This is a genomic window from Roseibium sp. MMSF_3544, assembly GCF_030732845.1.
In the GTDB taxonomy this organism is placed as follows: domain Bacteria; phylum Pseudomonadota; class Alphaproteobacteria; order Rhizobiales; family Stappiaceae; genus Roseibium.
In genome coordinates this window covers 23,528-47,126 of record NZ_JASHKA010000030.1, presented here as the reverse complement: position 1 = coordinate 47,126, position 23,599 = coordinate 23,528, and the positions used below count along the sequence as shown (strand labels likewise).

The following is a 23,599-nucleotide window of genomic DNA, read 5'->3' as shown; positions in this document are numbered from 1 at the left end:
AACCGCACGCAGGCAGATCACAAGCTTTTCCTGTCAGATCAAGAGCATCAGGATCGCCATGATCCACAATGGCAACGGCGCCGCGATCCAGATCAGGAGGATCGGCAGGCTTCGGGGCAAGAATTTGGATGTCAGCAATTCGGTTTACTCCCTCAGCCAATCACAGGCATTTCAAAGACAGTCAGAACTGCAAGTGCCACCATGCCTGTGAAGAAGGCGAGTTTCGCGCTGCCGATCAGCGTGCGGCCGGCAGTATCCAGTTTCGGCATCGGAAGCTGCCGGGAATCCAGATACATGGACACCAGCATGAGCGTGAACACGGTGAACCAGACAACCACCAGGGCTTCGGCGACAAGAACGATTGCTACCAGCATGATCCGCTCCATTCAGACTGTTGAGACGACAATTCAGCAGGTGGTGCTGACCCGGCATGGCCGAAGGTCGCGAGCCACAGGCTCTGGGCGATCCGCTCGGCAACGGCGATGATCTCGTCTGCCAGGTCCGGCACAAACAGTTCACGTACAACGGGGCGAAACACAGACAACCACTCGCCGTAGTCCGAACTGACGACTTCTTTCAGCCTCAGATGTGCCGGAACGGGTTTTCCCTTGTAGGCTCCGTTTTTCAGTAGAACCGATTGCCAGAAGGCTTCCATCTTCGGCAGGTGCTCGTCCCATTTGCCGTCCAGCCGGGCATTGAAGATGTTGCCGAGCCTCGGGTGCTCGCGGATACAGCCGTAAAACGTGTGCACCATGGTCTGGATCGACTGCGCGTCCACCGTTTCGTAGCGGCGCAGGCGATCCCCGTCTTTTGGCTCCGAACGGACTTGAAGCCTGTATCTGTGAGACGTGGATCTTTGGCTTTCCACATTTGCCTCCATAACATTCATTTAAAATGCATCTTTTAAATGCCACATATCAATACTAAAATCAACATCTCAGATGAATGTTTTATGGGACCCTGTTATGCGCCTCAGTCAAGCCAGCGATTTTGCACTGAGAATTCTAATGGCAATCGGCCAGAAGGAGGCCCCGCAAACGGTGGATGGCCTGAGCAAGGAACTCGGCCTGGCCAAGTCGCATGTCATGAAAATCGTGGCGCAGCTGGCGCGAGCCGGTTTTCTGGAAACAACCCGTGGCCGCGGTGGCGGGATCCGGCTCGGACAGTCCCCGCACGATATCCGGCTCGGGGATGTCGTCAGGCTGATAGAACCGGATCTGGGCGTTGTCGCCTGCCTCAAGCCCGAACCAGCCGTGTGCGCCTTCTTGCCGCGTTGCGCGCTCAAAGGCGCAATGGCCCGCGCCGCAGAAGCGTTTCTGGACAGTCTGAATACCGACACCCTGGCATCCATCATCACAGGAACGCAGATGGCCCAATTGCCGGACGAGGTAAGGACCCATAGATGAAGCCGATTTGGTGCGAGTGGATCCCCGATCAAGTCGGGGAGAACCGTCAGCTTCGTCTCGAAGGATGCACGACAGAAACCGGAGCTAGCGGCCATCCTTCGAGACAGGCCTTTGGCCTTCCTCAGGATGAGGCAGTGGTATTGAGCGTTGTTCAGGTGGAATGTGCAGCTTCGATTGTCATCAGTTCAATGAATTGACGACACTGCATAAATCTCCGGGTTTTCGAGACGTCCACCTAAAGCGTTGCGGCCTGCTCCAGGAATTCAAGCTCTTCGAGGCAGTAATAGCCGGAAATCCGGCTGATCGTGCCCGAGCGTTTCCAGTCGTTGAGGACGCGGCTGACATTCTCGCGCGCCGCGCCGGCCATGTTGGCGATATCCGCCTGACTGAGCTTGTAGTGAATCAGGATCCGGCCATCGTCCAAAGGCTTGCCGAAAGTTTCCGACAATTGCAGCAGGGTCTGTGCAACCCTGCCCGGCAGAGGCAGGAAGGATCGGGCCGCCAGGACGTCGTTGGCATGGCGCAGGCGTTTGCCGACGATCGAGAGCATATGCCGGTAGACGGCGGGATGTTCATCGGAAAACCTTTGAAACGCTGCCTTGTCGATGAAGGCCAGTTGAGCCTCCTTCAAGGCGCTGACGGTCGCCGACCGCGGCCGTCCGTCAAGCAGCGCCAGTTCACCGACCAGATCGCCCGGTCCCAGCACCGCAAGAAGCTGCTCGTCCCCTTCCACCGAGAGAAGCGAGACCTTCAAGGACCCCTCCAAAACCGCGTAACAGCCGTTCCCGGGATCACCGTTTTCAAACAGAATTGTTCCGGCGGCGATTTTCATCGGCCGTGCGAGGCGGGACAGCCCGACGGTCAGATCCGGCTCAAGCCCTTCCAAAGAAAAGCTGTTTTTCAGGAAATCTTTTATTTCAGCCACACCTACCCCCTGCCAAAGGACTATCACGACAAAAATTTCAGGCCACACGCAATCCTGTGATGTCCGTCACGTGCGTTCAAGAAAAAAATGCCTATATCAATGGTCATGGAAGCGGGGCCGCCCCTCCCCACTTCTTGACCTCCACGAAAAACGGCTCTGTTCCCCGCAGGGCCGTTTTTTCGTTTCACTCATCAAAATTCCGCGAAGACAGTGCTTCGCTCAGTTCAAAAACACGTTTTTGCGGTCGAGCGTGTGAAAAAACCGGTTGCTCGAAAGAACCTCGTACTGACATTCCCGGACGGCAATCTTCTTGCGTGGCTCTTCGCGCATCAGCCGATCGTCCGACCGCCCTGGAATGGAGGCGACGAAACTCCGGTCACTCATACCGTCGAAATGGTTATACAGCAGCTTGTGCAACTCTTCGACATCGGCGGTCGGCGGAAGCGGTTCCCCCTTGGGCAACATCTTGAGGCCGTGCGCTTTTGCGAGCCGCGCCAGTCTGAGCGTCTTGAGCCCCGAACGAAGTGGTGAAATCACCAGGGGCGGTTGAGCGAAATCGGCACGCTCCACGGCTTTGAAGACGATTTTTGCCAGAGATGTACGGGTCAGAAGGTTTTCGCGCACCGCCACAAAATCAGGCTGGCGCTGCATCAGCACGCTGTAGCGTGCCAGTTGCGCCAAAGCTTCGTCGAACAGGACCTCGTCTGGCAACAGCCTGAAAAATGCGCGTCTCTCAAGCCCCTGGCGTGTGAACATGCGGTCGCCGTAGATTTCCTGCATGCGCGTGCTCACAGGCGAAACCCTGTCGCCGCTAAAGGCAAGCGTGATACCGAACAATACGTTTTTGCCGACTTTTTCCGCTGTTTCCTGAAGCGGTCTGAATTCACGCGGCCAGAGTTCCGTCGTGACGAGCGCGCCAACGGCGCTCAAGCGTCCGGCTTCGGCAAGTTCGCGCAAGGCCCGGTCAACGCCGAAGGCGAGGCCATAGTCGAGTGCTCCGAGAGTGATTCGCTTCATGAATTCAGACAGAAGGGCCGGATAATCTGGGTTCCACCCCTCTCCCTGCGTTATTCCGGATGGGTTTGCAAGCCTCTTTCAAACCTTATCCGACAAGTTGCGGTGGTCACCTGTAGCTAATCGGCTCGAAAACCGGACCCACCGGCCCCTGAACCCGGTAGACGGCGATTTCTTCGAGTGGAACACCCTTCACCCGGCGCTCCAGAACGCCAAGCTCCTCGACCGTCGAAAAGCTCTTTTGAAGATCACCCGACTTGTCGCGGCGTTTTTCAGTGATGTAAAGCCCCGGCGCTTCGAAGAGCTCAGTCGTCGGCTGAGGCGACATGATGTAGCGAATGCGCTCCGTAAGCTGGATCACCGGCAGGTCGCCTCTCATCAGGAAGTCGATCTGGCCGTTGAGACCGTAGCTCGTCGTGACGACATAGGCGGCACCTTCCGCTTTTGCCAGCTCATCCAGCTGTGCGCCAATCTCGTCCCAACCGCGCAACTGGAATGTCGGATCCTTTCGGGCGAACTGCCCTGTAAACGGTGTGACGGCGTGAAGTTGAACCAGGATCGCCACTCCGACGCCGATGCCTACGCCGGCCGCGGCGATCCTGCGCCAAAAATGCTGTTCGCGCGCCAAGTTCGCCACGTAAACTGCAGCCATCAGCGCCAGTGCCGGAAAGAGCGGCGCTGGCCAGTTCGCCTGAACGCGCGCATGCAGCGAATGGTAGGTGAGATAAATCAGAAACGGCAATGAGGTCAGCAGAACCAGGGATGCTGCGCTGTCCCTTGCCCGCAAGGCCTTAAAAAGGGTCGCCGCGCCGAAGAGCGCCAGAACAGCGATCAGCGGGTTCAATAGCCCGATCAGCGCGCCGAGAAACTCAAAGGTGTATTTCGCCGTGAAACCGCCGCCACCGGCCCGGCCGAACTGCTTGTAGAAGCTCGCCCACTCATGAAGGTGGTTCCAGTAAAGCACCGGGGAGAAACACAGCAGCGCGACCAGGCCGCCCGCCCAGAGCTGCCAGGCGCTCCACCAGCGGCGCGCCTCCGGCACCCACAAAAGCCACAGCACGATACCGGCTCCCAGGAACAGTACGGAGTATTTGGACAGGAGCCCGCAGCCGGCCATCAGGCCGACAACCAGCCACCAGTTGGCATTTCCGGAGCGCGATAATTCGGCAAGCGCCCAGAACGTGAGCCCCCAGAACACGACAGATGGGGCATCGGGTGTCGCCAGAATGCCGCCAATGCCAACCAACAGACTGGCATTCAGGAACAGGACGGCCCACCCAGCGGTGCGCTGATCGAACAAGATCGCGGCTGTGCGCCAAAGTGCAAGAGAACCCACCAGTCCAGAGAAGACAACGAGCGCACGCACGGCGAAAATCGTATCGCCGAAAACGGCCTGTCCTGCCGAGATCCACCAGCCGATCATGGGTGGATGGTCGTAATAGCTGAGCGCAGGAAAAAGCCCCCAGATGCGGTAATAGGCTTCATCCTCGACCAGATGCGCATTGGCGGCGGCGAACATCTTGAGCGCTGTCAGCAATCCGACGATCAGGACCAACCCGGCCGGTCGCAGGAGAAACGGCAGATCTTCAGCCTTTGCCAATGTCTTCAAATTCCGTCGTTTACGACTTCCGCCAGGTCAGTGCAGAGCTGGCCGCGTAGTTCCAGACTGCGCCCATGATCGCACCAGCCGTGCCGGCAAACCACCAGTAGGACGGGCCGGCATAGATCAGGTTGGCAACGCCGACATTTGCAAGCACACCGACCGAACAGACGGCGTAGAAGGTCAGAAGGCCGATGAGGGCCTTGAAGCCGCGCAAGCGCCGGTCCCGGTAGGTGAGCTGGTTGTTCAGGAAGAAGTTGGAGGTCATGGCAACAAAGGATGCCGCTGTCTGCGCCAGGTTGAACTCCATGCCGCCAAGCAGAAAAATGCGCAGGGCGACGAGGTGAACCACGAGCCCGCTCAGCCCGACAAGCCCAAACATCAGAAAGCGAACGGAGACGATGTCGCCAAAATACTTGGCAAGCAAGAGGCCGAAATAGTCGAGTGTGACCAGCGTATCCAGCTTGCTCTCGCCGTGCTGGCGCTCACGGAACGTGAAGGGCAGCTCCTTGATCTTGAGCGTACCGCCCGCGCTGGACACAAGATCCAGCAGGACCTTGAAACCCATCGGTGACAGCTTCGGCGCGATTTCTTCAGCTTTTTCCCGGCGGACCATGAAAAAGCCGCTCATCGGGTCACTCAAGGTGACGTTGAGAAGTTTCTGGGCGAGGCCGTTGGCAATATTGGAGCCCCAGGCGCGCACGGCCGACAGACCCTCGCCGACCGTTCCGCCTTCAACCTTGCGGCTGGCAACGACAAGATCCGTGTCGTCCTGCCTGATTGCCGCCAGCATTTTCGGAAGCAGTGTTTCGTCATGCTGCAGGTCGGCGTCCATTACGGCGACGAATGGTGCGGATGACGACAGGATGCCCTCGATACAGGCGCCCGAAAGGCTGCGACGGCCAATCCTGCGGATCACGCGGACACGCGGATCGCTTTGCGCAATGGATCGGGCAACTTCGGTCGTGCCATCAGGCGAATTGTCGTCAACAACGATTGCTTCCCACGCGACACCGGCAAGGGCCTTGTCAAGAAGCTCGATCAGGATGGGAATGTTCTTGGCTTCGTTGAAGCTCGGAAGCACGACACTGAGTTCTGCGACATGCGCGTCAGACATCTGCCGGCGCTCGTCCAAGCTCTGTTCCGCAGTGCCTTGTGCAATGCTCGCTGCGCTTTCCATTTTCCAACCTTGTCCGCCAAAAATTCCGAGGTGACCGGATGCCGGGCCCATTTCCTCTTAAAGAAATTTGCGCGGACCATAGCCTGCCAGAGGTTAAATACAAGCAAAGACGCGACAGTTTCCCGTTCGAGCACGTCTTTCCACTGCCCGCTTGCGTATCAGGTCCCCTTTTACCTGCAAGTGTGATGCAAACAAGGCAGCGGCACGCTCACTCCCGCGGGCTGTCGCAACAGATGACGGCCGTATCGATGACCGACGCGGTCAACCTTGCCCTCATCTGCCGTTTCGTCTAGGACAACCGCAATTGAAATGAGGACCGGTCGCCGCTCGCATTTGACGGCCACCGGCAAGGTACTCGCCGGGATCTGACGACTTCATGGCCAAAAAATCGAACAAACTGAAGGCCCGCCTGCCGCGGGGCTTTGCCGACCGCTCTGCCGGGGACATCCGCGCAACGGATGAAATGCTCGCCCAAATCCGTGCGGTCTACGAGCATTACGGCTTCGATCCCGTCGAAACCCCGGCCTTCGAATATACCGACTGCCTCGGAAAATTCCTGCCCGATACCGATCGCCCGAACGCTGGCGTCTTCTCGGTTCAGGATGAAGACGAGCAATGGATGAGCCTGCGCTATGATCTGACCGCACCGCTCGCCCGCCATGTCTCGGAAAACATCAACGACATCCAGCTTCCCTACCGGACCTATCGTGCCGGCTGGGTGTTCCGGAACGAAAAGCCTGGACCCGGCCGGTTCCGCCAGTTCATGCAGTTCGACGCCGACACGGTCGGCGCGCCCGGCGTTCAGGCGGACGCAGAGATGTGCATGATGATGGCGGACACGATGGAAGCCCTCGGAATTGAGCGCGGTCAATATGTCATCCGGGTCAACAACCGGAAGGTCCTGGACGGCGTTCTTGAGTCCATCGGGCTTGGGGGCGAAGCACATGAAGAACGCCGCCTGACAGTTCTAAGAGCCATCGACAAACTGGACAAGTTCGGCATTGAAGGCGTGCGCCTCTTGCTCGGGGATGGCCGCAAGGACGAAAGTGGTGACTTCACAAACGGAGCAGGTCTTGAGACCACCGCCATCGACACCATCATCGCCTTTGTGTCCGGCACCGGCGCGCTTGAAAACGAAGGCATCAGCGAGCTGAACACCATGGCGGCAATGTTCAAGGCTTGCGGGTATGAAGTCGACCGGATCAAGATTGATCCTTCGGTCGTGCGCGGCTTGGAATACTATACGGGCCCCGTTTACGAGGCCGAGTTGCTCTTCGACGTGACCAACGAAAAGGGCGAAGTCGTTCAATTCGGCTCTGTTGGCGGTGGCGGCCGATATGACGGACTGGTCAAGCGATTTACGGGGCGGGATGTTCCGGCGACCGGCTTTTCCATGGGTGTCTCGCGGTTGATGACCGCCCTGAAAAACCTGGGCAAGCTGGATACATCCGACGTCGTCGCACCGGTGCTTATCACGGTCATGGACGGCGATATCGAGGCGCTCGGGCGTTACCAGAAAATGGTGCAGGACTTGCGTGCTGCCGGTATCCGCGCGGAAATGTACCAAGGCAACTGGAAGAAATTCGGCAACCAGCTCAAATATGCCGACCGGCGCGGTTGTCCGGTGGCCATCATTCAGGGCTCTGACGAACGGGACGCCGGGGAGCTTCAGATCAAGGACCTGATCGAGGGCAAACGTCTGTCGGAAGAAATCACCGACAACATCACCTGGCGCGAGAGCCGCCCGGCGCAGGTCACCGTCAAGGAGACGGATCTGGTCTCGGCGGTGAAAGACATTCTCGACGGGCAGGCGGACGACCGCAAACGTCAGAACGAGGTGTGAGGCATGGCAGCGGCGGAGAAGACAGACGGACTTGATCCGGCACAGATCGAAGCGGTTCTGACCTTGCTCAAGGATGCAGGCCACGCACTGGTCAATCCGCCCATCCTGCAACCGGCGGACGTCTTTCTGGATCTCACCGGTGAGGATATCCGCAGGCGGCTTTACCTGACCCAGGGCAGCGGCGGTACCGACCTGTGTCTGCGTCCGGATTTCACGATACCGGTCGGCCGCCACCACGTTGCCTCGGGTAACGCCGGGCTGCCGGCAGCCTATTGCTATCATGGGCCGGTCTTTCGGCAGCGCGCCGAAGGTCTCGGCGAGATCCCCCAGCTCGGCGCCGAAAGCCTTGGCCGGACGGATATTGCTGAAGCCGACGCCGATCTGCTGGCGCTTTCGGTAAGTGCACTCAACGCATTCGGCGCAACATCACACACCATCCGCATCGGCGACGAAACGCTGTTTGCGGCCGTTCTTGCAAGCCTCGATCTTCCGGTCGTGTGGCGGCGGCGGTTGCGTGACCTGTTCGGCGAAACCGACAAGCTGTCGGCGGCGATCGATCGCATGGCCGGCGGTGACTCCTCAGACGATGACAGCCGGGATGTTCGCCTCGGCTTCCTGTCCGCACTTGAAGGAGCCGACCCGACCGCAGCCCATGCCGTCGTTGAGGATCTCCTGTCGATCGCCGGCATATCTGCTGTCGGTGGACGCACGCCAAGTGAAATCGCCGAAAGGTTCCTGGAACAGGCCGCTCTTGCCAGCGCGGGACGCGGTCACGACAAGGCAGCGGAGACGTTGAGAGACTATCTCGCGCTGAAGGCCGATGGCAGCAACGCCGTCGACGCTCTACGCGCGTTCGGCAACAGGTCCGGCCTCGATCTGGACGCCCCGATTGCGGCCTTCGAGCAACGTCTCCTGGCACTGGATGCGAAAGGCATCGCCCCTTCCACCTTGACCTTTGCGGCAGAGTTCGGCCGCCGGCTCGATTACTATTCCGGTTTCGTGTTCGAGATCCATGCGGCTTCGGGTGACGTCATCGGACCGCTTGTCGGTGGCGGCCGTTACGACAAGCTGCTGACACTTCTCGGGGCCGGTGAAAACGTGCCAGCGATCGGCTTTTCGATGTGGCTGGACCGGATCGCCGATAGCATTGGGAAATGACCTGAACCATGAGCAACCTGATCATCGCCATTCCTTCCAAGGGCCGCCTGCAGGAAAACACCCATGCCTTCTTCGGACGCGCGGGGCTGAAAGTCCTGCAACCGGGCGGCGCGCGCAACTATCGCGGCGCGATCAAGGGCTTGCACAATGTGGAGATCGCCTTTCTGTCGGCGTCTGAAATTGCGCGGGCGCTCTCAGATGGTGCGGTTCATTTCGGTGTCACAGGCCTTGATCTCGTCGAGGAGAACATTTCCGATCCTGCAAACACGGTTCACATCGTCACACCGCTCGGTTTCGGGCCGGCCGATGTCGTTGTTGCCGTTCCCAAAGCGTGGATCGACGTGGAGACCATGGCGGATCTGAGCGATGTTGCGTCCGACTTTCGCAGCCGGCACAGCCGCCGCTTGCGCGTTGCGACCAAATACGTCCACCTCACCCGTGCCTATTTCGCGCAGCACGGCATTGCCGATTACCGGATCGTGGAAAGCGCCGGGGCCACGGAAGGTGCTCCGGCTGCAGGATCGGCAGAGCTTATTGTCGACATCACCACAACGGGCTCGACGCTGCATGCCAACAACCTGAAGATCCTGGCCGATGGCGTGATCCTGAAAAGCCAGGCCAATCTGGTGGCGTCGATGAATGCGGAGTGGTCCGCGACAGCCCTTGCGGGTGCGCGTGCGATCCTCGACCGCGTCGCCGCCGAAGAAGCTGCGCGCAATGTCAGGCTGGTTAAGGCCGTTGTTGATGACAGAACCCAGGCCCTTCGCGCCGTCAGCAGGGTCGGCGCCATCCAGCGCTTTTCTGAAAGCAATGACCTCAGCCGCGTCAATGTGCTTTGCCCGAAGGACGCCGTCGCCGACTGCGCCCAGCTCCTGATCGAGGAAGGCGCGGACACAGTGACGGTGGAGACCCTCGACTATGTTTTCTCGAGGGAAAACCCACTCTTTGCGCCGTTGAAAGAGAAGGTCGGCGGCTAAGCCGGGCTGCCGGTGGGCTAGATCAGGCAGCAGTTATTGTTTAACGATTGGCTTGTTTAGAAAACAAGATTGAATGCAGGTCGTTGCGTGGGCCAAGCAAAGTTGGTTGGGGATTATGAAAGCCGTTCAGTTTCATAGCTTTGGTGGGCCGGAAGTACTCCGGCTGGACGACGTGCCGGATCCGGTGCCGGGTCCGGACGACGTGATCATTCAGGTGAAAGCGGCCGGTGTGAATCCCGCCGATACCTATATGCGCAACGGCACCTACCGCATTCAACCGCCCCTGCCCTGTATCCCGGGCGGCGATGCGGCCGGTGATGTTCTTGCGGTTGGTGAAAATGTCTCCGGACTGGCTGTTGGTGATCGCGTGTTTGCAGGTGTCGCGATGGGGCTCGATTTCACCGGCTGCTACGCGGAACTGGCCAAACGTCCCGCAACACACGTCCTGCCCATTCCCGACGGCATCAGCTATGCAGAAGCGGTGGCATTCGGCGTCTCCTATCCTACCGCCCATTACGCGCTTTTCGCGCGTGGTGGCGCAAGGAGCGGAGAAACGGTGTTCATCCACGGTGCGAGCGGCTCGGTCGGCACCTCGGCGATCCAGCTCGCGAAACGGGCCGGTCTTAAAGTCATCGGCAGCGCCGGCTCAAAAGAGGGACTGCAGCTGGTTCTGGACGAAGGCGCGGACCACGCGGTCAATCATTCCGAGCCCGGATATCTCGACACCGTCAAGCAGGTCTGCGGCGGCGGCGGTCCCGATCTCATCCTGGAAATGCTGGCAAATGTAAATCTTGCCGCGGACCTTGAACTTGCCGCGCTACACGGCCGGATAATCATCATCGGCAATCGGGGGGAGATCGAAATCAACCCGCGCATGGCCATGATGAAAGAACTCGATATTCGTGGTGTCATGCTTTGGAATGTATCGGAGGCGCTGCTGACCGACATCATGGCGGATATCCTTGCAGCGGCGGCAGAAGGAACCATCAAACCTAAAGTCGGACGAGAGTTCCCCTTGGCCGACGCTGCCAAAGCCCATGAGCTTGTGGTTCAGACCGGGAATGCGGGAAAACTGGTGCTCATTCCATAGATGGTCTTGCGAACTGAGCGAGACATCCGGCATCAGCCCGTCTCTGGTGATCCCGATTGCAAGGCCCGCCGGAACATACAGGTGCTCACCGGGACCAGCCGACCACCACTGATCCCGAACTTTTGCCCTGAGTAGTCTGCTCGGTACCGGTCCGGCTCAGCGCGCTGCGAAATTGGCGACAAGCCCTGTCAGGCCATCCCAATCGGTGAATTCGCGCGTGTCGGTCAGCTCCTTGTTGGCGTGATCGGCCAGATCGCCCTCCAGCAAGGCTGATTTTTGAAACCAGTCGTATGAACCGGGCTTTGCGGCACCCGCGACCAGTGCGGTCTCTGTCGGTTTCCAGTTTGTGGCTTGCAGAAACGTGTCGACGTATCCCCGGGCCTCTTCCATCGTGTCCGCGAAGGCGGCGGCAAGGCTGACGGACATGAACAGGGATGGCATCTCGTTGAGCCGATCCCGGTTTGCAAAAACAAACAGTTCCAGATCTCCCTGGTGTTTGCCCGAATGCACGGAACCGGCAACGATCGCCTTGTCGAAATCCTGGACGGAGAGCCCGCCGGACAGTCCGCTTACGTTGTGATATCGAACGTCGTGACTGGTGTCCGACAACGCCTCCCCGATGAACTTTGAGATCTTCTCGGTCTGTCCTTCGGTGGTTGCGTAGGCGATCAGAAATTTCAAGACGGCCCCCATGCGCTTTTGGTCGACCCGAGCACGCTAGCGTATGCGCCCATCTCCGTCGCTCCGCATCATCACGTATTTTTGGCCTCGAAATCGCGGCAAATTGTCCGTCATTTCTGCGAATGCCTGAAAACTCCCACTTTTGAATACACGAGGTTTGAGATGCACATTCGATTTGGCGCATTGGCTGGCTTGCGACTGCTGCCTCAAGCTTCCCCTTCTGGTTGCCAAATGTTTTGATGTGATGGCAAACTTGCAAAGGCGATAAATCGGAAACTCACCAACCAATGGGTCACTCGAACAACATCGCAAATGCCGTCCGGCTGCTGGTTGCCATGGGCGGAATGGCTTCAGCGCCCGGACTGAGATCCGGTCTTGGCGTTTATGATGCCATTCGCAAGGTCGCTGCGCGCCCGCCGAAGTCGATTGCCTCCATGGCAAATGACCTGACACAGGCGGCCCAAAACGTCTTCAGCGGTTTTCGTGACGCGCCCACGGACGCAGATGTGCGTTTTGTACAAATGGTCGAGACCGGCCTGTTGGATCCGGACGAGGTCACAGCTGCGGGTATGGATCCAGATACCTGCGCCGGCGCGATGCTTGAAAAAATCACAGACGAAAGTGACCCGACCGGAGAATTGCGCAACGCCGAGATGAAGCGCCTTTTCCTTGCGATCGTAAGCCCGACGCTGGCGCCTTTGCTGCGCACGAAGGAATATGCAGCCGATCTGACACCCGCGTATATGGCGCAGATGCTTCAGACAGCGCAGCGCATGGAAAACAAGATCGACAGCGTCTCAGAACGGCTCGACAATCTGGAAGCGCAGACGCGCGATACACTCGACGCGCTTGCCCTGAGGTTCGGAGAGCCTGCACCGGAGGACATGTCGCTGCCGGAGCTGCGGGGTTTCCTGCACGGAAAGGCACGCGACTACCGCGCCCTCAAGGCAGAGGTCAAAGCACTTCGCGGAACCAGTCAGCGCATCGACAATGTTCTTGCAGCTGTCGACGACGCGATTGCCAGACTGGACCTTGAGGAAGCCGATCGCCTTTTGAGTTCCATCCGCGAGACAACGAGTGACACCTTGCGCAAACCACTGGAGGACAATGCCAGGGTCATGGAAGCGCAGGCGCGCGTTGCCTTTCTGCGCGGTGATCCCGGCGCGGCGAAGCTGCTGCTGGTCACTGCTGCGAACAGCCTTGCGGTCGTGGATGTTGCTGAAAGCCATCGTAAGAAATTCGACGCAGCCATGCAGGTGCACGCTTATGGGTGCACCTATGGCGGCACCGCCATTTCCGAAGCGATCGACCTTGCCGAAAGCACAATACCCGAGGCAATGGGAACCTTGGCGGTAGGCGAGCTGGTCGCAATGAATCACGACTATGCGTCCATGCTCGACACCCAGGGGCGCATGCTGGCAGGTCAAGCCGCAACAGATTGTTTTGACCGGGCCATGGAGATTCACGGCTTCCTGCTGAAGACGCTCGAGATCGACGGTGGCAACGAGCCGACCCGTGCCGCCGTTCTGACAAGCCTTGCCGGCGTTCTGAACGAAAAGGCCCGGCGCGATCTCGGCGGATCCGCCGCCGCATTCCTGAAGGACGCGGAGCGGTACCAGGAAGAAGCGATTTCGATCCTCGATGCGGAAAAGGACCGCGGGAACTGGATCGCCGCAAAATCAGGGCTCGCGTCAACCCTGAAGTTCCTGGCTGGGACCGAACCGCAGATGGCAGTCACTTATCTGAGCCGCGCTGCCGATGCGCTGGAGGACGTCGACAACCACATTTCGCGGGATGAGTCTCCGCTTGATTGGCGGATCAATCGCTTCAATCAGGCAAATATTCTGTCGCGCATGGCCATATGTGTTGAAGACGAGCCGAGATGGGCCTTTCTTCAAACGGCGTTCCGCTACTATACCGAGGCGCTCGAGCTGATGTCGCCCGAGGAAAATCCGATTGACTGGTCCTCGACACTTTTTGGCCGTGCGCTCTGTCTTTCCTTTATGGGTACGGCAGGCGGCGAAGACGGGGTGAACGCGATGCGCGCGGCTGTCGGTGATCTGCTGCAAGTTTACGCGATCCAAAAAGAAGTCGAATCGTCCTATCAGGCCGCCCAAACCCTCGTGTCGATCGCAGCCGTTCAGGAAAGCATGGCGGATATGGAAGCGTGCGCAGAGCCGGCGGCAGAGCTTGAAAAAGCCGAGCAGTTCCTGGAAATGGCAATCGGCACCTTCCGCGATGCAAACGCCGATGCGGATGTCGAAGATGCAAGTCTCACGCTGGAGAGAGTGCGGACCAAACGGGCGGCGATCGACTGAACCAGTCAAGACGCCGCTACCCCAGCCAGCCCTGATGGCTGCCGGACACGACCGGGTCGTTTCGTTTATCCGCCCATGTGCTGGCCGAAGCGAATGTTGTAGCCATTGAGGTCGATCGCATTGAACTCGCGCATACCCCAGGGATAAGTTTCCGGCTCACGGGTAATTTTGACCAAGTTTTGTTGGGCACGCCGGTACATGGCTTCCAAATTGTCGATGTCGAAATAAAGCCAGTTCTCGTTCAGTTGTGGTGAGCCTTTCCAAAAATGGACACATGCGTCACCCAGCAGAACAGCGCCATGCGTCGGCGGGTCACCCCACATAAACCTGATTTTGAATCCGAGTTTATCCACGTACCAGTGACAGGTCTCTTCAATGTCGGGTGCAGCAAGCGTTGGATAGACCGCTGCAGATTTTACCGTTTCAGACATTCAAACACTTTTTTCCCGAGAGCACCCACAGACATCACAGACACCTCAGCGCTGGACAGAATGACTTGTTTCAGCTGCGCACCCGAACAGCATCGCATCTCAAAGGCCTTTTGCGCACTCTCGTTGAATTCCTGACCAGCCACCGTGCTATTTGCTTTTCGGCCGCACAAACTCTGCCCGTGCTTTTTCGACCAGCTCCCTGCAGAAGCAACCTTCAAGATGGTCGTTGACCATGCCCATGGCCTGCATGAATGCATAGACTGTCGTCGGACCGACAAAACTCCAGCCGCGTTTCTTCAGATCCTTTGACAGCGCCGTGCTTTCCGCCGTTTTGCCAAGCGTCCTTGCGGTTTCGAAGTCCAGCCTTGCCGGACGATTTTCCGGCTTCGGTTCAAAAGACCAGAAATAAGCGGCGAGAGAGCCGAATTCGTCTCTTAGTTCCAGAGCTCTTCCGGCATTGTTGATGGTCGATTCGATTTTCTTGCGATGGCGCACAATACCGGCATCCTGCAGGCATCTTTCGACATCTTCATCGGTGAATTCTGCAACTTTTTCGAAGTCGAAATTGGCAAAAGCTGCCCTGAAAGCTTCCCGTTTTCTGAGGATCGTCAGCCAGGAAAGGCCTGACTGAAAGCCCTCGAGGCAGATTTTCTCAAAGAGCCGCTGATCGTCAGCAACCGGCCAGCCCCATTCCGTGTCGTGATATGCCTGATAGTCATCCAGACCGCCGTACCACCAGCACCGGTCCTTGCCGTCCGGTCCCTTGATCAGACCGGTCACCGGATCACGTACGGGTTTTGCGTCTTTTTCGGTTGTCTGCTCGGTCATGACTCGCCTGATATTCACTTTTTGTTCTCATTTCTTAATCTGCGCACGGCTTTGGAGCAAGACAAAAAAGCCCGGCTGACAACCGGGCTTTCACGCAGAGAGAATGAGAAGGATCAGGCGAAGAGCGCGTCGATATCGTCCTGTGTTGCAACATCAACGTCGCTTTCGAGCGCCGGACCGTTGAGAAGGGCCGCGTCGCCTTCCTTGTACTCGCGCTGTTCGACTTCAATGTCCTTGAAGGTCTCGATGCCGCCCCAGATATCCATCATCTGCATGATACGGTCTTCAACGAAACGCAGTGTTGCAACGACCTTGGTGATGCGCTGCCCGGTCAGATCCTGGAAGTTGCACGCTTCGAAGATCTTGACGACCCTGTCCTGAATGTCACCGGCAAGTTCCGCATCTTCCTTGCCCAGACGAGCCGACAAGGTGTTGGCGGTTTCGTCAATATATTCGGCCGATGCCAGAATTGTTTCGGTCGCGCCCTCGGTACCAAGAACCACTGCATCCAGTTCGTTGGTCACCCGGGTCATTTCCTCACCCTTGGATCCCGTCGTGTGGTGCAGGGTCGCGATTTCGCGTTTCGTTTGTGCAATCGCCTCGTAGATTGCGTCGAGTTCGACTTTCAGTTTCGCAGCCTCGGAAAGTTCCTTGCGAAACTCCGCCATGAACTTTTCGCTCATGGCTTGTGGGTCAACAGCGTTTTGCTGTGATCCCGCGCCACTTCCGATCATGGATTTCAGGCTGGAGATTTCCGCGAGCACTTCCTGATGCCGGCGTTCTTCTGCAAAGGCAGGATCGCTGCTGGCCTCGGAATTCATGCGTATCAAGCTTTCCGCTCGAAAGGATCTTCTCACCGCGGCCATGCCTTCTCCCGTCCCCTTGCCCCTGCAGGCGCATTTCAATAGCGATTGGCCAATTGGTATCAGGGGAAGCTTAAAGAATTGTTTTTGCTCATATTGCAGGAATTGACAAAGCCGACCGGTATTTAGCGCGCACGCCGCGGTTTTCATGCGCTAAAGGTTTCGTTATCTTTTTTGACAGCATTTTTGAAACAGCCGATGTGTCCATTCGTCGAATTTTGAGTGCGTGGACTGGCGTGTGAATAGAATGTGGCTGCATAAGGCGTACCGACATACATGACGAGTAAGCGTTCTTTTTCCCTCTCTGCTTCCGTATTCGGGGTTGCCCTTACGGCACTGTTGGCAATCTCTCCGGCACGTGCTGCCAGTGATTCGTTTTCTACCGAGGAAATTTTGAGGGGGTTCGAGAAGACCGTATTCGGCCTGGAGTATCGCAGCTGGAGCTGGCGTCCCTACCTTGTGAAGAAATTTACGCAGCCGGTTCGGTTCTACGTTCACAACCTGTCCAGACGTGACCGCAAGGCGGTCGTGCATCGTTTCGTAAGGGAAATCGACCGGCGAATCGGCGGGTTGAAGACCAGCATCACCAACGACCCCGCCGCAGCAAATTTTGAAGTCTATGTGGTCGACCGGTCCCAATACGTTTCAGTTGTGCAAAGAGACATTTACAAGAACGATCGTGCAAAGGTTCCGGGCAGATGCCTCGTCCGCGTCGTGTCGGGACGAGACGGTATCAAACGGTCTTCGGCAGTCATTGTTTCCGACGAAGGCGAGTTCTTGTTCAAACGCTGCCTCGTGGAAGAGATCCTGCAGGGCCTCGGCCCCATGAACGACGACAAGGCGCTGACCCATTCCGTGTTTAACGATGCTTCTCGCCACAGCCGGTTCACCGTGTTTGACCAGATCATTTTGAACATGCTGTACGATCCGCGCATCAGGCCTGGTATGTCCATGAAACAGACCAAGCCGATCTTGCCCCTGGTGGCCCGAGATGCGCGCCGGCGGGTGCGTTAACCAACGAATATCCGAAAACGCAAAGATTTCAATTATCGAAAATCAGGTAAGTTTCGTGATCTTTCGATCGAAGGAAACTGTTAATCCTGTTTTTCAAGACTCGAATAACCATAATAAAGATTTACCGGAAATCTCTTCTTCCGATTCACTTTTGGCTGAGACCGCGCACTTATCATCCTTGCCAGTCCGTTAACCGGTGTCTTAAAATTGCCGGTGAATGTGGTCGATGATGAGTAAAGAGTACTGCCATGTTCTTTTTGAAGAGACGTTTTGCAAAAGTGCTGACAATTACCGGTGCCGCGATGATCGGTGCTGCTTTTTCAGCAGAACCGGCTTCCGCCGGCCAAGTTGCTCCACCTCCCTTGGTGCTGAGCCCAAATCTGACTGAACCGTGGATGCTCCAGTTGCAGCCGCGCAATACCAGGCGCGCAACCGCGCCGACGCAACGGCGCCAGGTGCAGCAACCGCGGGTCCAGCGCGCGAACTGGTGGTCGCGTCGCACCCAGCCGGCGCCGCAACAACCCAAACGGCAGACGCGCCAGATTGCGCCGCAATTCCTGCCGACCGTTGTTGACTATGACGGCCCCTACAAGGCCGGCACGATCGTTATCGACACCAATGCGCGTTTTCTCTACCTCGTGCAGAGCGACGGAACAGCGCGCCGCTACGGTGTCGGCGTCGGCAAGCCGGGATTTGAATGGGCGGGAACCCACCGGGTAACGCGTAAGGCCGAGTGGCCGGACTGGCGTCCACCTGCAGCCATGCGCAAACGCCGTCCGGAGTTGCCGGCATTCATGGCCGGTGGACCTGAAAATCCGCTTGGCGCCCGCGCGCTTTATCTCGGATCGACACTTTACCGCATCCACGGCTCCAACCAGCCCTGGACGATCGGTCATGCCGTGTCGTCCGGCTGCATCCGCATGCGCAATGAAGACGTCATGGATCTTTATGAGCGGGTCCGCGTGGGCACCAAGGTGCACGTCATCTGAGTCCTCTCAATATCGGACACCAATTGAAAGAAACGCACGGCCTGGCCGTGCGTTTCATCGGACCGGCAGGCCCGGCTTGCGCGCTCCCTGTTTTCTTTGCAGTTTGTTTAGTTGAAATCGCGAAGCCACCTTCTTTTTTCTCCGGCTCAAGACATCGCAGAGCATGACGCAACGCTCCACCATTTTCTCGGCCGGTTCGGATTCGGCCTATTTCGTGAAGGCAGCCTTGGTTGGTCTGCTCGTGGGAGCACTTGCAACCGGATTTCACGCTGGCCTTGAGTTTCTTTTCGCGCAGTATGCAGCGCTCAGAAGCGCCGTCGGCGGCGGCGTTGTTCCCTACCTTGTGTCGATTGTCATCTCTTCGGTGTGTGTTGCGGCCGCCTTCCTGTTGGTTCAAAGGGTTGCGCCGGAAGCAGCCGGCAGTGGCATCCAGGAAATCGAGGGGGCCATGGAGGACAAGCGGCCAATTCATTGGCCGCAAGTACTGGTGGCCAAGTTCTTCGGCGGATTGCTTGCCCTGGGGTCCGGGCTTGTGCTCGGGCGCGAAGGCCCCACCATTCACATGGGCGCTATGACAGCGGAAGCTCTGGCAAGGTCGCACGAGATCTCTTCTGCAGATCACAAAGGCCTGCTTGCAGCGGGGGCTGCTGCAGGACTGGCCGCCGCCTTCAATGCGCCACTTGCCGCCATCTTGTTCATTGTCGAAGAAACCAGACGCCAGTTTCCCTTCGGCTACCGCACCTATATGGCCGTGATCATTGCCTCAATCCTGAGTGCAGCGGTCAACGAACAACTGACACAGACCGGCCCGCTCCTTGTCATCGAGGTGCATTATCTGCCGGTGTGGAGCTATATTCTGCTTGCGGTACTCGGCATCGTGCTCGGCGTGCTTGGCGTCTTCTTCAACAAGGCGTTGATCACGGTGATGGACCTGTTCCTGAAGATCCCGAAAGGATTGCGCTGGCTCCCTGCCCTGGCCATCGGAGCCGTGACCGGCATCCTTCTGAACGCCTTCCCCGATGCGACCGGCGGTGGGGAAGACCTGATCCATGACCTCATCAGCAGCCACTATGGGGTGCTTGCATTGTTGCTGCTGACCCTCCTGCGGTTCGGCGGCGTCCTGTTTTCCTACGCATCCGGAGTTCCCGGCGGCATCTTCGCACCGATGCTCTCCATTGCGACCTGCGCAGGGCTTGCCTTTGGTGTCGCCGCAGTCGGAACGTTGCCGGTGGACGAGGATTTCCGCGCTGCTTGCGCGGTCGCGGCCATGGGCGGGTTCTTTGCCGCGTCAGTGCGCGCGCCGCTTGTCGGCGTGGTTCTCGTCATGGAACTGACCGGAGCCTATGCGCTGATCATGCCGGTGCTGGTCACCTGCACGACAGCGTCCTTGACCGCGCATACTCTCGGCGGCCGGCCGATCTACGAGCAGCTCCTGGAGCGCACGCTGCGTCTTTCAGGCGAACCGCCGGATTCTGAACCGGACAAGACCCCTGTTCAACTCGGGACGCGCAATAGCTGACTTTCGCCGTCGGCTGCACACCCGCGAACGCACCGAATTGAAGCCGGGATCCCTGAACTCCCGTGCCCGCCGCGATCTATCGCACAGGCACGGGGTTGTCATTCGCTTGGATCAGAACAACCAGGTCTGAGGATTGGAAACGCCTTCGTTGCGTCCAGCCAACTGCAAACCCTTGATGCAGCGAATGATGTACCAGACCAGCGTCGCGATCAGGACGAGGATGCCGATGAAGACAAATGTCAGCACGAATCCGATGACACCGTAAAGCAGCCCGATCCAGAATGTCCGGATTTGGTAGGTGTAATGGCTTTCAATCCACTCTGCCGCCTGACCCTTGTTCAGATAGGCAAAGACAACGCCGACGATAGAAGTGATTCCGACAATAATGCTCAAAAGATAGAGAATATAGATGAGAGTGACGTTCTTTCCGCCCGGCTCCATGTAACCTGCGACATCGGCTTGATCGTTCATAAAAGCTCTCCGCTGAAAATAATAACCCCGACACAGAGCAAAATAGCCCGTTTCCATTTAAGCGCAGTCAGTTGGAACTGGCTAGGTCATAAAGCAGACGAGGCACAGGCCAGTGTGCGAAACAACCTCTGACGCGCTGTTCTGGCATGCAAGACTTCAAGGACAAGGAAGGGCCTGTTTTCCGTCGAAGAGCCATTCTTCCGATCGAGATGATCTACTTGGCGCGGTCCGTCGTACCAAAAGCTGGTGGTGCGACGAATTCCGTTAACAGTGATCCGTTTTGCCGTCTTTGGAAATGCGCCATGAACTGACGTTGTCTTGCTGAGAGATTGAATATGAGCAATCTGACTGACATGGAAATCTTTGCCCGCGTCGTGAGCGCAGGCAGCATGTCGGCGGCCGGCCGGGAAATGAGCCTGTCACCTGCGGTGGTTTCAAAACGGATCCGCCGGCTGGAGGAAAAACTCGGGACACGCCTGCTGCAACGAACAACCCGTCAGATTGCAATGACCGAAGCCGGACAGGGATTTTATGAAAGGGTGGTCGCAATTCTGGCTTCCGTTGAAGAGGCAGAATCATTCGTTTCGCGCGGCTCGGCCAAAGCGAGGGGTATGCTGAGGGTGGCGGTGCCAACGTCTTTCGGCCGTATGCATATCGCGCCGCATCTCAGCCGGTTTCTTTCCGAAAACCCGGATCTTTCAGTGAACCTGGACCTGTCCGACGATTTTGTCGACATCGTCGGCGATGGTTATGACCTTGCGATCCGGATTGCCGAATTGTCCGATTCCAGCCTGGTTGCACGCCGCCTCGCTCCCGTCCATCGGATACTGTGTGCGAGCCCGGACTATATCCAGAAATACGGCGTGCCTGCGAGCATCGAGGATCTTGCAAACAATCACGTGACGATCGCCGCAACAAATCAGGACCCGTGGCGGCTTGCTGGTCCCAACGGAATTGAGACCGTGCGCACGCAAGCGCCGCTGAAGACGAATTCAAACGAGGTCGTGCGCGAATGCCTGCTTGAAGGCGTCGGCATCGCGCTTCGTTCAACCTGGGACATCGGCCCAGAATTGCGCGAGGGCAGGCTCCAGATCCTCTTGCCGCAATACCGGGCCTCGAAAGATGTCGGACTTTATGCCGTTTACCCAAGCCGACAATTCCTGCCGGCGAAAGTGCGCGTTTACATCGACTTCCTGGCAAGGCTCTATGGCTCATCGCCCTACTGGGACGCGGGTCTTGATGACTGGCTTCGACTTCCGAGCAGTGCCAAGGCCGGATGATCACTCGATTTTGAGGCTTGGTGCCTTTAGGTCACATTAGTATCTATGCTGATGCGACTGCACGTCACTTGATTCAGACTTTGGCTTGATGTTTTTTTGTATCGGGGTGCTGTCGGTACCCAAACTGAGGGAGAGTTATATGCAGCGATTGCTGATGATCGCCGGAAGCGCACTTCTGGCGTTGACCGTCCAGGCTAGCGCCGAGGGCGACGCTACCAAAGGCGAAAAAGTCTTCAAGAAATGCGCGGCATGCCACGCCGTTGGCGAAGGCGCCAAAAACAAAGTCGGACCTCAACTGAATGGTATCGTCGGTGCGCCCTGGGGCCGCATCGAAGGCTACAAATACTCTGCCAACCTTGTCGAATTGTCTGACGGCAAAGTTTGGGACGAAGAGAGCCTGGCCGTTTACCTGACCAAGCCGAAGGACCTCATTCCGAAGGGTAAGATGGCGTTTGCCGGGCTTCGCAAAGAAGAAGATCGCGCCAACGTAATCGCGTATCTTTCGCAGTATGCCGACGACGGCACGACCCAATAAGGACGGTTCGCGTCACTGCAGATCAAAGGCCGGATTACCGGCCTTTTTTCGTTTTGGCGACTGTTCCTGAACAGCTCTTGGGGTCACGCCGGCAAGCGCCGCGTTTTTACTCTTCGCTATGATGCTTGCGGATGCGGCGCACGGTCCACCAGATGAGCAGAACAACAACCGGAACGGACAGCCCGGTGGTGATGCTCGCACTCGGTACGGGCAATCCGGCTTCCTTGGCAGCCTTTGCAAGATACGAGAACAATCCGACGACATAGTAGCTGACAGCAGCGACGGAAAGTCCCTCGACTGTCTGTTGCAGTCTCAATTGCAAACGTGCCCTGCGGTTCATTGATTGCAACAGGCTGCGGTTTTGATGTTCGAGTTCAACATCCACTTGCGTTCGCAACAAAGTCGTTGCGCGCGCCAGTTTTCGGGACAGCATTGCCTGACGGTCTTCGATCGCCTGGCACGTGCGCATCGCCGGGGCAAGGCGCCTGCCCAGAAACGATGACATCGACAATTCGCCGGGAGCTGCTTCTTCCTTCAACGTGCCAAATCTGGCTTTTACGATCTGGTCATATGCCCGGCTCGCACCAAAGCGAAAGGTGCTGGCTGTTGCACCGGATTCCAGAGCTGCAGCCAGGGCAATGAGTTTGTCCAGCAAATCCTGGCTGGCGCCACGGGCGGATGCATCTTTCATCTGTCCGGTCAGATCCGCGAGTTCATTTTCAAACCGCCGGATTTCGGGTTGAAGCCTGCTCGCCTCGAACAGCCCCAGCATGGCAAGGGTGCGATAGGTCTCGATTTCGAGCAAACGCTGAACAACGGCCCCGGATTGCACGTCGCTCAGGGACCGGTTCAAGACGAGCATCCGCGTCAGGCCATCTCCATCTTGGCGAAAATCGGTCGCGACCAGCGCCGCTCCGTCGTCCAGGTCGGAGACTGTCAGACTGCCTTCGTCAAAGTGGCTGCGCCAATCTTCGGTTCCATCCGGTCCGCGTAACTCGAGGCGAACGGCGACCAACAGGTCTCCGGGAGCCCGAAAGGCAGCCCCAAAGGGATGCTTTGCGGGCAGCTGTCCAAAAACCTGTTGGGGGTTAGCTGCACCATCCCAGGTATATGTGGTGAATTCAGCGTGCTGCTCCCAGCTCAGGGTTCCCCCGCCAAAGGTCAGGGTATGGTGCCGTGTCCCTGGTGCCGGACCATGACCGCCGCGCGAAATGCAGAGTTCAGAGAGCCAGGCATGGTCTTCGGCAGCCTCATCGCTATTCGTCAAAAAGGCATAGTGCAGGATTGTCCGCGGACTGGTCAGCGGACGAAAGGGACGCGCGTGAACCTCTCCCAGGACCCTTTCGCGCAACGGCGATGTCCGGAATGACGGCAAAGATGATCCGTTTTCTGACCCCTGACCCAAGATGTTCACCCATGTTGTAAATTTTGCGGGGCTCACTTTGCTCACAAGCGACGCCTTAGACCAAGGTCTAAT

23 protein-coding genes are annotated in these 23,599 nt (G+C 57.8%); 11 read left to right on the top strand and 12 right to left on the bottom strand.

Annotated features, from left to right (window positions below; genetic code table 11):
• Positions 1 to 152: 152 nt before the first annotated feature.
• Complete coding sequence (locus RBB47_RS27560) at positions 153 to 374, bottom strand: hypothetical protein (RefSeq protein ID WP_305989135.1); 222 nt, start codon at positions 372 to 374, stop codon at positions 153 to 155.
• Positions 365 to 868 carry a group III truncated hemoglobin gene (locus tag RBB47_RS27555; RefSeq protein ID WP_305989134.1) on the bottom strand — a complete coding sequence of 168 codons (504 nt, stop codon included), beginning with the start codon at positions 866 to 868 and terminating at the stop codon, positions 365 to 367. The genes RBB47_RS27560 and RBB47_RS27555 overlap by 10 nt, the downstream gene beginning before the upstream one ends.
• 97 nt (positions 869 to 965) lie before the next feature.
• Here RBB47_RS27555 and RBB47_RS27550 point away from each other — a divergent pair, with 97 nt between their 5' ends.
• Entirely contained in the window at positions 966 to 1,406 is a 441-nt protein-coding gene (locus tag RBB47_RS27550; protein WP_305989133.1) for an Rrf2 family transcriptional regulator, read from the top strand.
• 235 nt (positions 1,407 to 1,641) lie between these two features.
• Here the strand turns inward: RBB47_RS27550 and RBB47_RS27545 are convergent, their stop codons facing one another.
• The 4 genes from RBB47_RS27545 to RBB47_RS27530 form a co-directional block, all read right to left on the bottom strand.
• The gene (locus RBB47_RS27545) at positions 1,642 to 2,331 is read right to left on the bottom strand and encodes a Crp/Fnr family transcriptional regulator (RefSeq protein WP_305989132.1); all 690 of its coding nucleotides are present in this window, start codon (positions 2,329 to 2,331) and stop codon (positions 1,642 to 1,644) included.
• 219 nt (positions 2,332 to 2,550) lie between these two features.
• Positions 2,551 to 3,348: a ChbG/HpnK family deacetylase gene (locus tag RBB47_RS27540; RefSeq protein ID WP_305989131.1), complete on the bottom strand. Its 798-nt coding sequence runs from the start codon at positions 3,346 to 3,348 to the stop codon at positions 2,551 to 2,553.
• A 106-nt stretch (positions 3,349 to 3,454) separates the two neighbouring features.
• Complete coding sequence (locus RBB47_RS27535) at positions 3,455 to 4,945, bottom strand: glycosyltransferase family 39 protein (RefSeq protein ID WP_305989130.1); 1,491 nt, start codon at positions 4,943 to 4,945, stop codon at positions 3,455 to 3,457.
• 19 nt (positions 4,946 to 4,964) lie between these two features.
• Entirely contained in the window at positions 4,965 to 6,062 is a 1,098-nt protein-coding gene (locus RBB47_RS27530) for a glycosyltransferase family 2 protein (protein ID WP_305989150.1), read from the bottom strand.
• Positions 6,063 to 6,501: 439 nt separating this feature from the next.
• Between RBB47_RS27530 and hisS the strand changes: the two genes are divergently transcribed.
• From hisS to RBB47_RS27510, 4 genes are all read left to right on the top strand, one after another.
• Positions 6,502 to 7,968 (top strand): histidine--tRNA ligase, encoded by a 1,467-nt coding sequence (hisS, locus tag RBB47_RS27525; RefSeq protein WP_305989129.1) that lies wholly within the window; start codon positions 6,502 to 6,504, stop codon positions 7,966 to 7,968.
• 3 nt (positions 7,969 to 7,971) lie between these two features.
• The gene (locus RBB47_RS27520; protein WP_305989128.1) at positions 7,972 to 9,126 is read left to right on the top strand and encodes an ATP phosphoribosyltransferase regulatory subunit; all 1,155 of its coding nucleotides are present in this window, start codon (positions 7,972 to 7,974) and stop codon (positions 9,124 to 9,126) included.
• Positions 9,127 to 9,134: 8 nt separating this feature from the next.
• Positions 9,135 to 10,103, top strand: a complete 969-nt coding sequence (hisG, locus tag RBB47_RS27515) for an ATP phosphoribosyltransferase (RefSeq protein ID WP_305989127.1) — start codon at positions 9,135 to 9,137, stop codon at positions 10,101 to 10,103.
• 115 nt (positions 10,104 to 10,218) lie between these two features.
• Positions 10,219 to 11,193 (top strand): NADPH:quinone reductase, encoded by a 975-nt coding sequence (locus RBB47_RS27510; protein WP_305989126.1) that lies wholly within the window; start codon positions 10,219 to 10,221, stop codon positions 11,191 to 11,193.
• 156 nt (positions 11,194 to 11,349) lie between these two features.
• On the opposite strand, the gene RBB47_RS27505 is transcribed toward RBB47_RS27510, so the two are convergent.
• Positions 11,350 to 11,874: a flavodoxin domain-containing protein gene (locus tag RBB47_RS27505; RefSeq protein ID WP_305989125.1), complete on the bottom strand. Its 525-nt coding sequence runs from the start codon at positions 11,872 to 11,874 to the stop codon at positions 11,350 to 11,352.
• A 287-nt stretch (positions 11,875 to 12,161) separates the two neighbouring features.
• Here RBB47_RS27505 and RBB47_RS27500 point away from each other — a divergent pair, with 287 nt between their 5' ends.
• Positions 12,162 to 14,192 carry a hypothetical protein gene (locus RBB47_RS27500; protein ID WP_305989124.1) on the top strand — a complete coding sequence of 677 codons (2,031 nt, stop codon included), beginning with the start codon at positions 12,162 to 12,164 and terminating at the stop codon, positions 14,190 to 14,192.
• A 65-nt stretch (positions 14,193 to 14,257) separates the two neighbouring features.
• Here the strand turns inward: RBB47_RS27500 and RBB47_RS27495 are convergent, their stop codons facing one another.
• The 3 genes from RBB47_RS27495 to RBB47_RS27485 form a co-directional block, all read right to left on the bottom strand.
• The gene (locus tag RBB47_RS27495; RefSeq protein ID WP_305989123.1) at positions 14,258 to 14,623 is read right to left on the bottom strand and encodes a VOC family protein; all 366 of its coding nucleotides are present in this window, start codon (positions 14,621 to 14,623) and stop codon (positions 14,258 to 14,260) included.
• A 147-nt stretch (positions 14,624 to 14,770) separates the two neighbouring features.
• Positions 14,771 to 15,451, bottom strand: a complete 681-nt coding sequence (locus RBB47_RS27490) for a DNA-3-methyladenine glycosylase I (RefSeq protein WP_305989122.1) — start codon at positions 15,449 to 15,451, stop codon at positions 14,771 to 14,773.
• 113 nt (positions 15,452 to 15,564) lie between these two features.
• Positions 15,565 to 16,317, bottom strand: a complete 753-nt coding sequence (locus RBB47_RS27485) for a protein phosphatase CheZ (RefSeq protein ID WP_305989121.1) — start codon at positions 16,315 to 16,317, stop codon at positions 15,565 to 15,567.
• Between the two features lie 390 nt (positions 16,318 to 16,707).
• On the opposite strand from RBB47_RS27485, the gene RBB47_RS27480 reads away from it, so the two are divergent.
• The 3 genes from RBB47_RS27480 (at position 16,708) to clcA (ending at position 19,836) form a co-directional block, all read left to right on the top strand.
• A complete protein-coding gene (locus tag RBB47_RS27480) occupies positions 16,708 to 17,328 on the top strand; it encodes a DUF2927 domain-containing protein (RefSeq protein ID WP_305989120.1) in 621 nt (206 codons plus the stop codon).
• Positions 17,329 to 17,630: 302 nt separating this feature from the next.
• Positions 17,631 to 18,317 carry a L,D-transpeptidase gene (locus RBB47_RS27475; protein WP_305989149.1) on the top strand — a complete coding sequence of 229 codons (687 nt, stop codon included), beginning with the start codon at positions 17,631 to 17,633 and terminating at the stop codon, positions 18,315 to 18,317.
• 163 nt (positions 18,318 to 18,480) lie between these two features.
• Positions 18,481 to 19,836, top strand: coding sequence for a H(+)/Cl(-) exchange transporter ClcA (clcA, locus tag RBB47_RS27470; RefSeq protein ID WP_305989119.1), 1,356 nt, complete (start codon positions 18,481 to 18,483; stop codon positions 19,834 to 19,836).
• 111 nt (positions 19,837 to 19,947) lie between these two features.
• On the opposite strand, the gene RBB47_RS27465 is transcribed toward clcA, so the two are convergent.
• Positions 19,948 to 20,307: a DUF4870 domain-containing protein gene (locus tag RBB47_RS27465; RefSeq protein WP_305989118.1), complete on the bottom strand. Its 360-nt coding sequence runs from the start codon at positions 20,305 to 20,307 to the stop codon at positions 19,948 to 19,950.
• A 335-nt stretch (positions 20,308 to 20,642) separates the two neighbouring features.
• On the opposite strand from RBB47_RS27465, the gene RBB47_RS27460 reads away from it, so the two are divergent.
• Positions 20,643 to 21,587 (top strand): LysR family transcriptional regulator, encoded by a 945-nt coding sequence (locus RBB47_RS27460; RefSeq protein ID WP_305989117.1) that lies wholly within the window; start codon positions 20,643 to 20,645, stop codon positions 21,585 to 21,587.
• A 139-nt stretch (positions 21,588 to 21,726) separates the two neighbouring features.
• A complete protein-coding gene (locus RBB47_RS27455; RefSeq protein WP_305989116.1) occupies positions 21,727 to 22,122 on the top strand; it encodes a cytochrome c family protein in 396 nt (131 codons plus the stop codon).
• A 106-nt stretch (positions 22,123 to 22,228) separates the two neighbouring features.
• On the opposite strand, the gene RBB47_RS27450 is transcribed toward RBB47_RS27455, so the two are convergent.
• Positions 22,229 to 23,473 (bottom strand): DUF3422 family protein, encoded by a 1,245-nt coding sequence (locus tag RBB47_RS27450; protein WP_371932867.1) that lies wholly within the window; start codon positions 23,471 to 23,473, stop codon positions 22,229 to 22,231.
• Positions 23,474 to 23,599: the final 126 nt, after the last annotated feature.

What these genes read in the sequence shown, in the direction of transcription:
- RBB47_RS27560 (WP_305989135.1), bottom strand. Translation starts at nt 374, where the DNA reads ATGCTGGTAGCAATCGTTCTTGTCGCCGAAGCCCTGGTGGTTGTCTGG.
- RBB47_RS27550 (WP_305989133.1), top strand. Translation starts at nt 966, where the DNA reads ATGCGCCTCAGTCAAGCCAGCGATTTTGCACTGAGAATTCTAATGGCA.
- RBB47_RS27540 (WP_305989131.1), bottom strand. Translation starts at nt 3,348, where the DNA reads ATGAAGCGAATCACTCTCGGAGCACTCGACTATGGCCTCGCCTTCGGC.
- RBB47_RS27530 (WP_305989150.1), bottom strand. Translation starts at nt 6,062, where the DNA reads ATGTCTGACGCGCATGTCGCAGAACTCAGTGTCGTGCTTCCGAGCTTC.
- hisS (WP_305989129.1), top strand. Translation starts at nt 6,502, where the DNA reads ATGGCCAAAAAATCGAACAAACTGAAGGCCCGCCTGCCGCGGGGCTTT.
- RBB47_RS27520 (WP_305989128.1), top strand. Translation starts at nt 7,972, where the DNA reads ATGGCAGCGGCGGAGAAGACAGACGGACTTGATCCGGCACAGATCGAA.
- hisG (WP_305989127.1), top strand. Translation starts at nt 9,135, where the DNA reads ATGAGCAACCTGATCATCGCCATTCCTTCCAAGGGCCGCCTGCAGGAA.
- RBB47_RS27510 (WP_305989126.1), top strand. Translation starts at nt 10,219, where the DNA reads ATGAAAGCCGTTCAGTTTCATAGCTTTGGTGGGCCGGAAGTACTCCGG.
- RBB47_RS27500 (WP_305989124.1), top strand. Translation starts at nt 12,162, where the DNA reads ATGGGTCACTCGAACAACATCGCAAATGCCGTCCGGCTGCTGGTTGCC.
- RBB47_RS27495 (WP_305989123.1), bottom strand. Translation starts at nt 14,623, where the DNA reads ATGTCTGAAACGGTAAAATCTGCAGCGGTCTATCCAACGCTTGCTGCA.
- RBB47_RS27490 (WP_305989122.1), bottom strand. Translation starts at nt 15,451, where the DNA reads ATGACCGAGCAGACAACCGAAAAAGACGCAAAACCCGTACGTGATCCG.
- RBB47_RS27485 (WP_305989121.1), bottom strand. Translation starts at nt 16,317, where the DNA reads ATGGCCGCGGTGAGAAGATCCTTTCGAGCGGAAAGCTTGATACGCATG.
- RBB47_RS27475 (WP_305989149.1), top strand. Translation starts at nt 17,631, where the DNA reads ATGATCGGTGCTGCTTTTTCAGCAGAACCGGCTTCCGCCGGCCAAGTT.
- clcA (WP_305989119.1), top strand. Translation starts at nt 18,481, where the DNA reads ATGACGCAACGCTCCACCATTTTCTCGGCCGGTTCGGATTCGGCCTAT.
- RBB47_RS27465 (WP_305989118.1), bottom strand. Translation starts at nt 20,307, where the DNA reads ATGAACGATCAAGCCGATGTCGCAGGTTACATGGAGCCGGGCGGAAAG.
- RBB47_RS27460 (WP_305989117.1), top strand. Translation starts at nt 20,643, where the DNA reads ATGAGCAATCTGACTGACATGGAAATCTTTGCCCGCGTCGTGAGCGCA.
- RBB47_RS27455 (WP_305989116.1), top strand. Translation starts at nt 21,727, where the DNA reads ATGCAGCGATTGCTGATGATCGCCGGAAGCGCACTTCTGGCGTTGACC.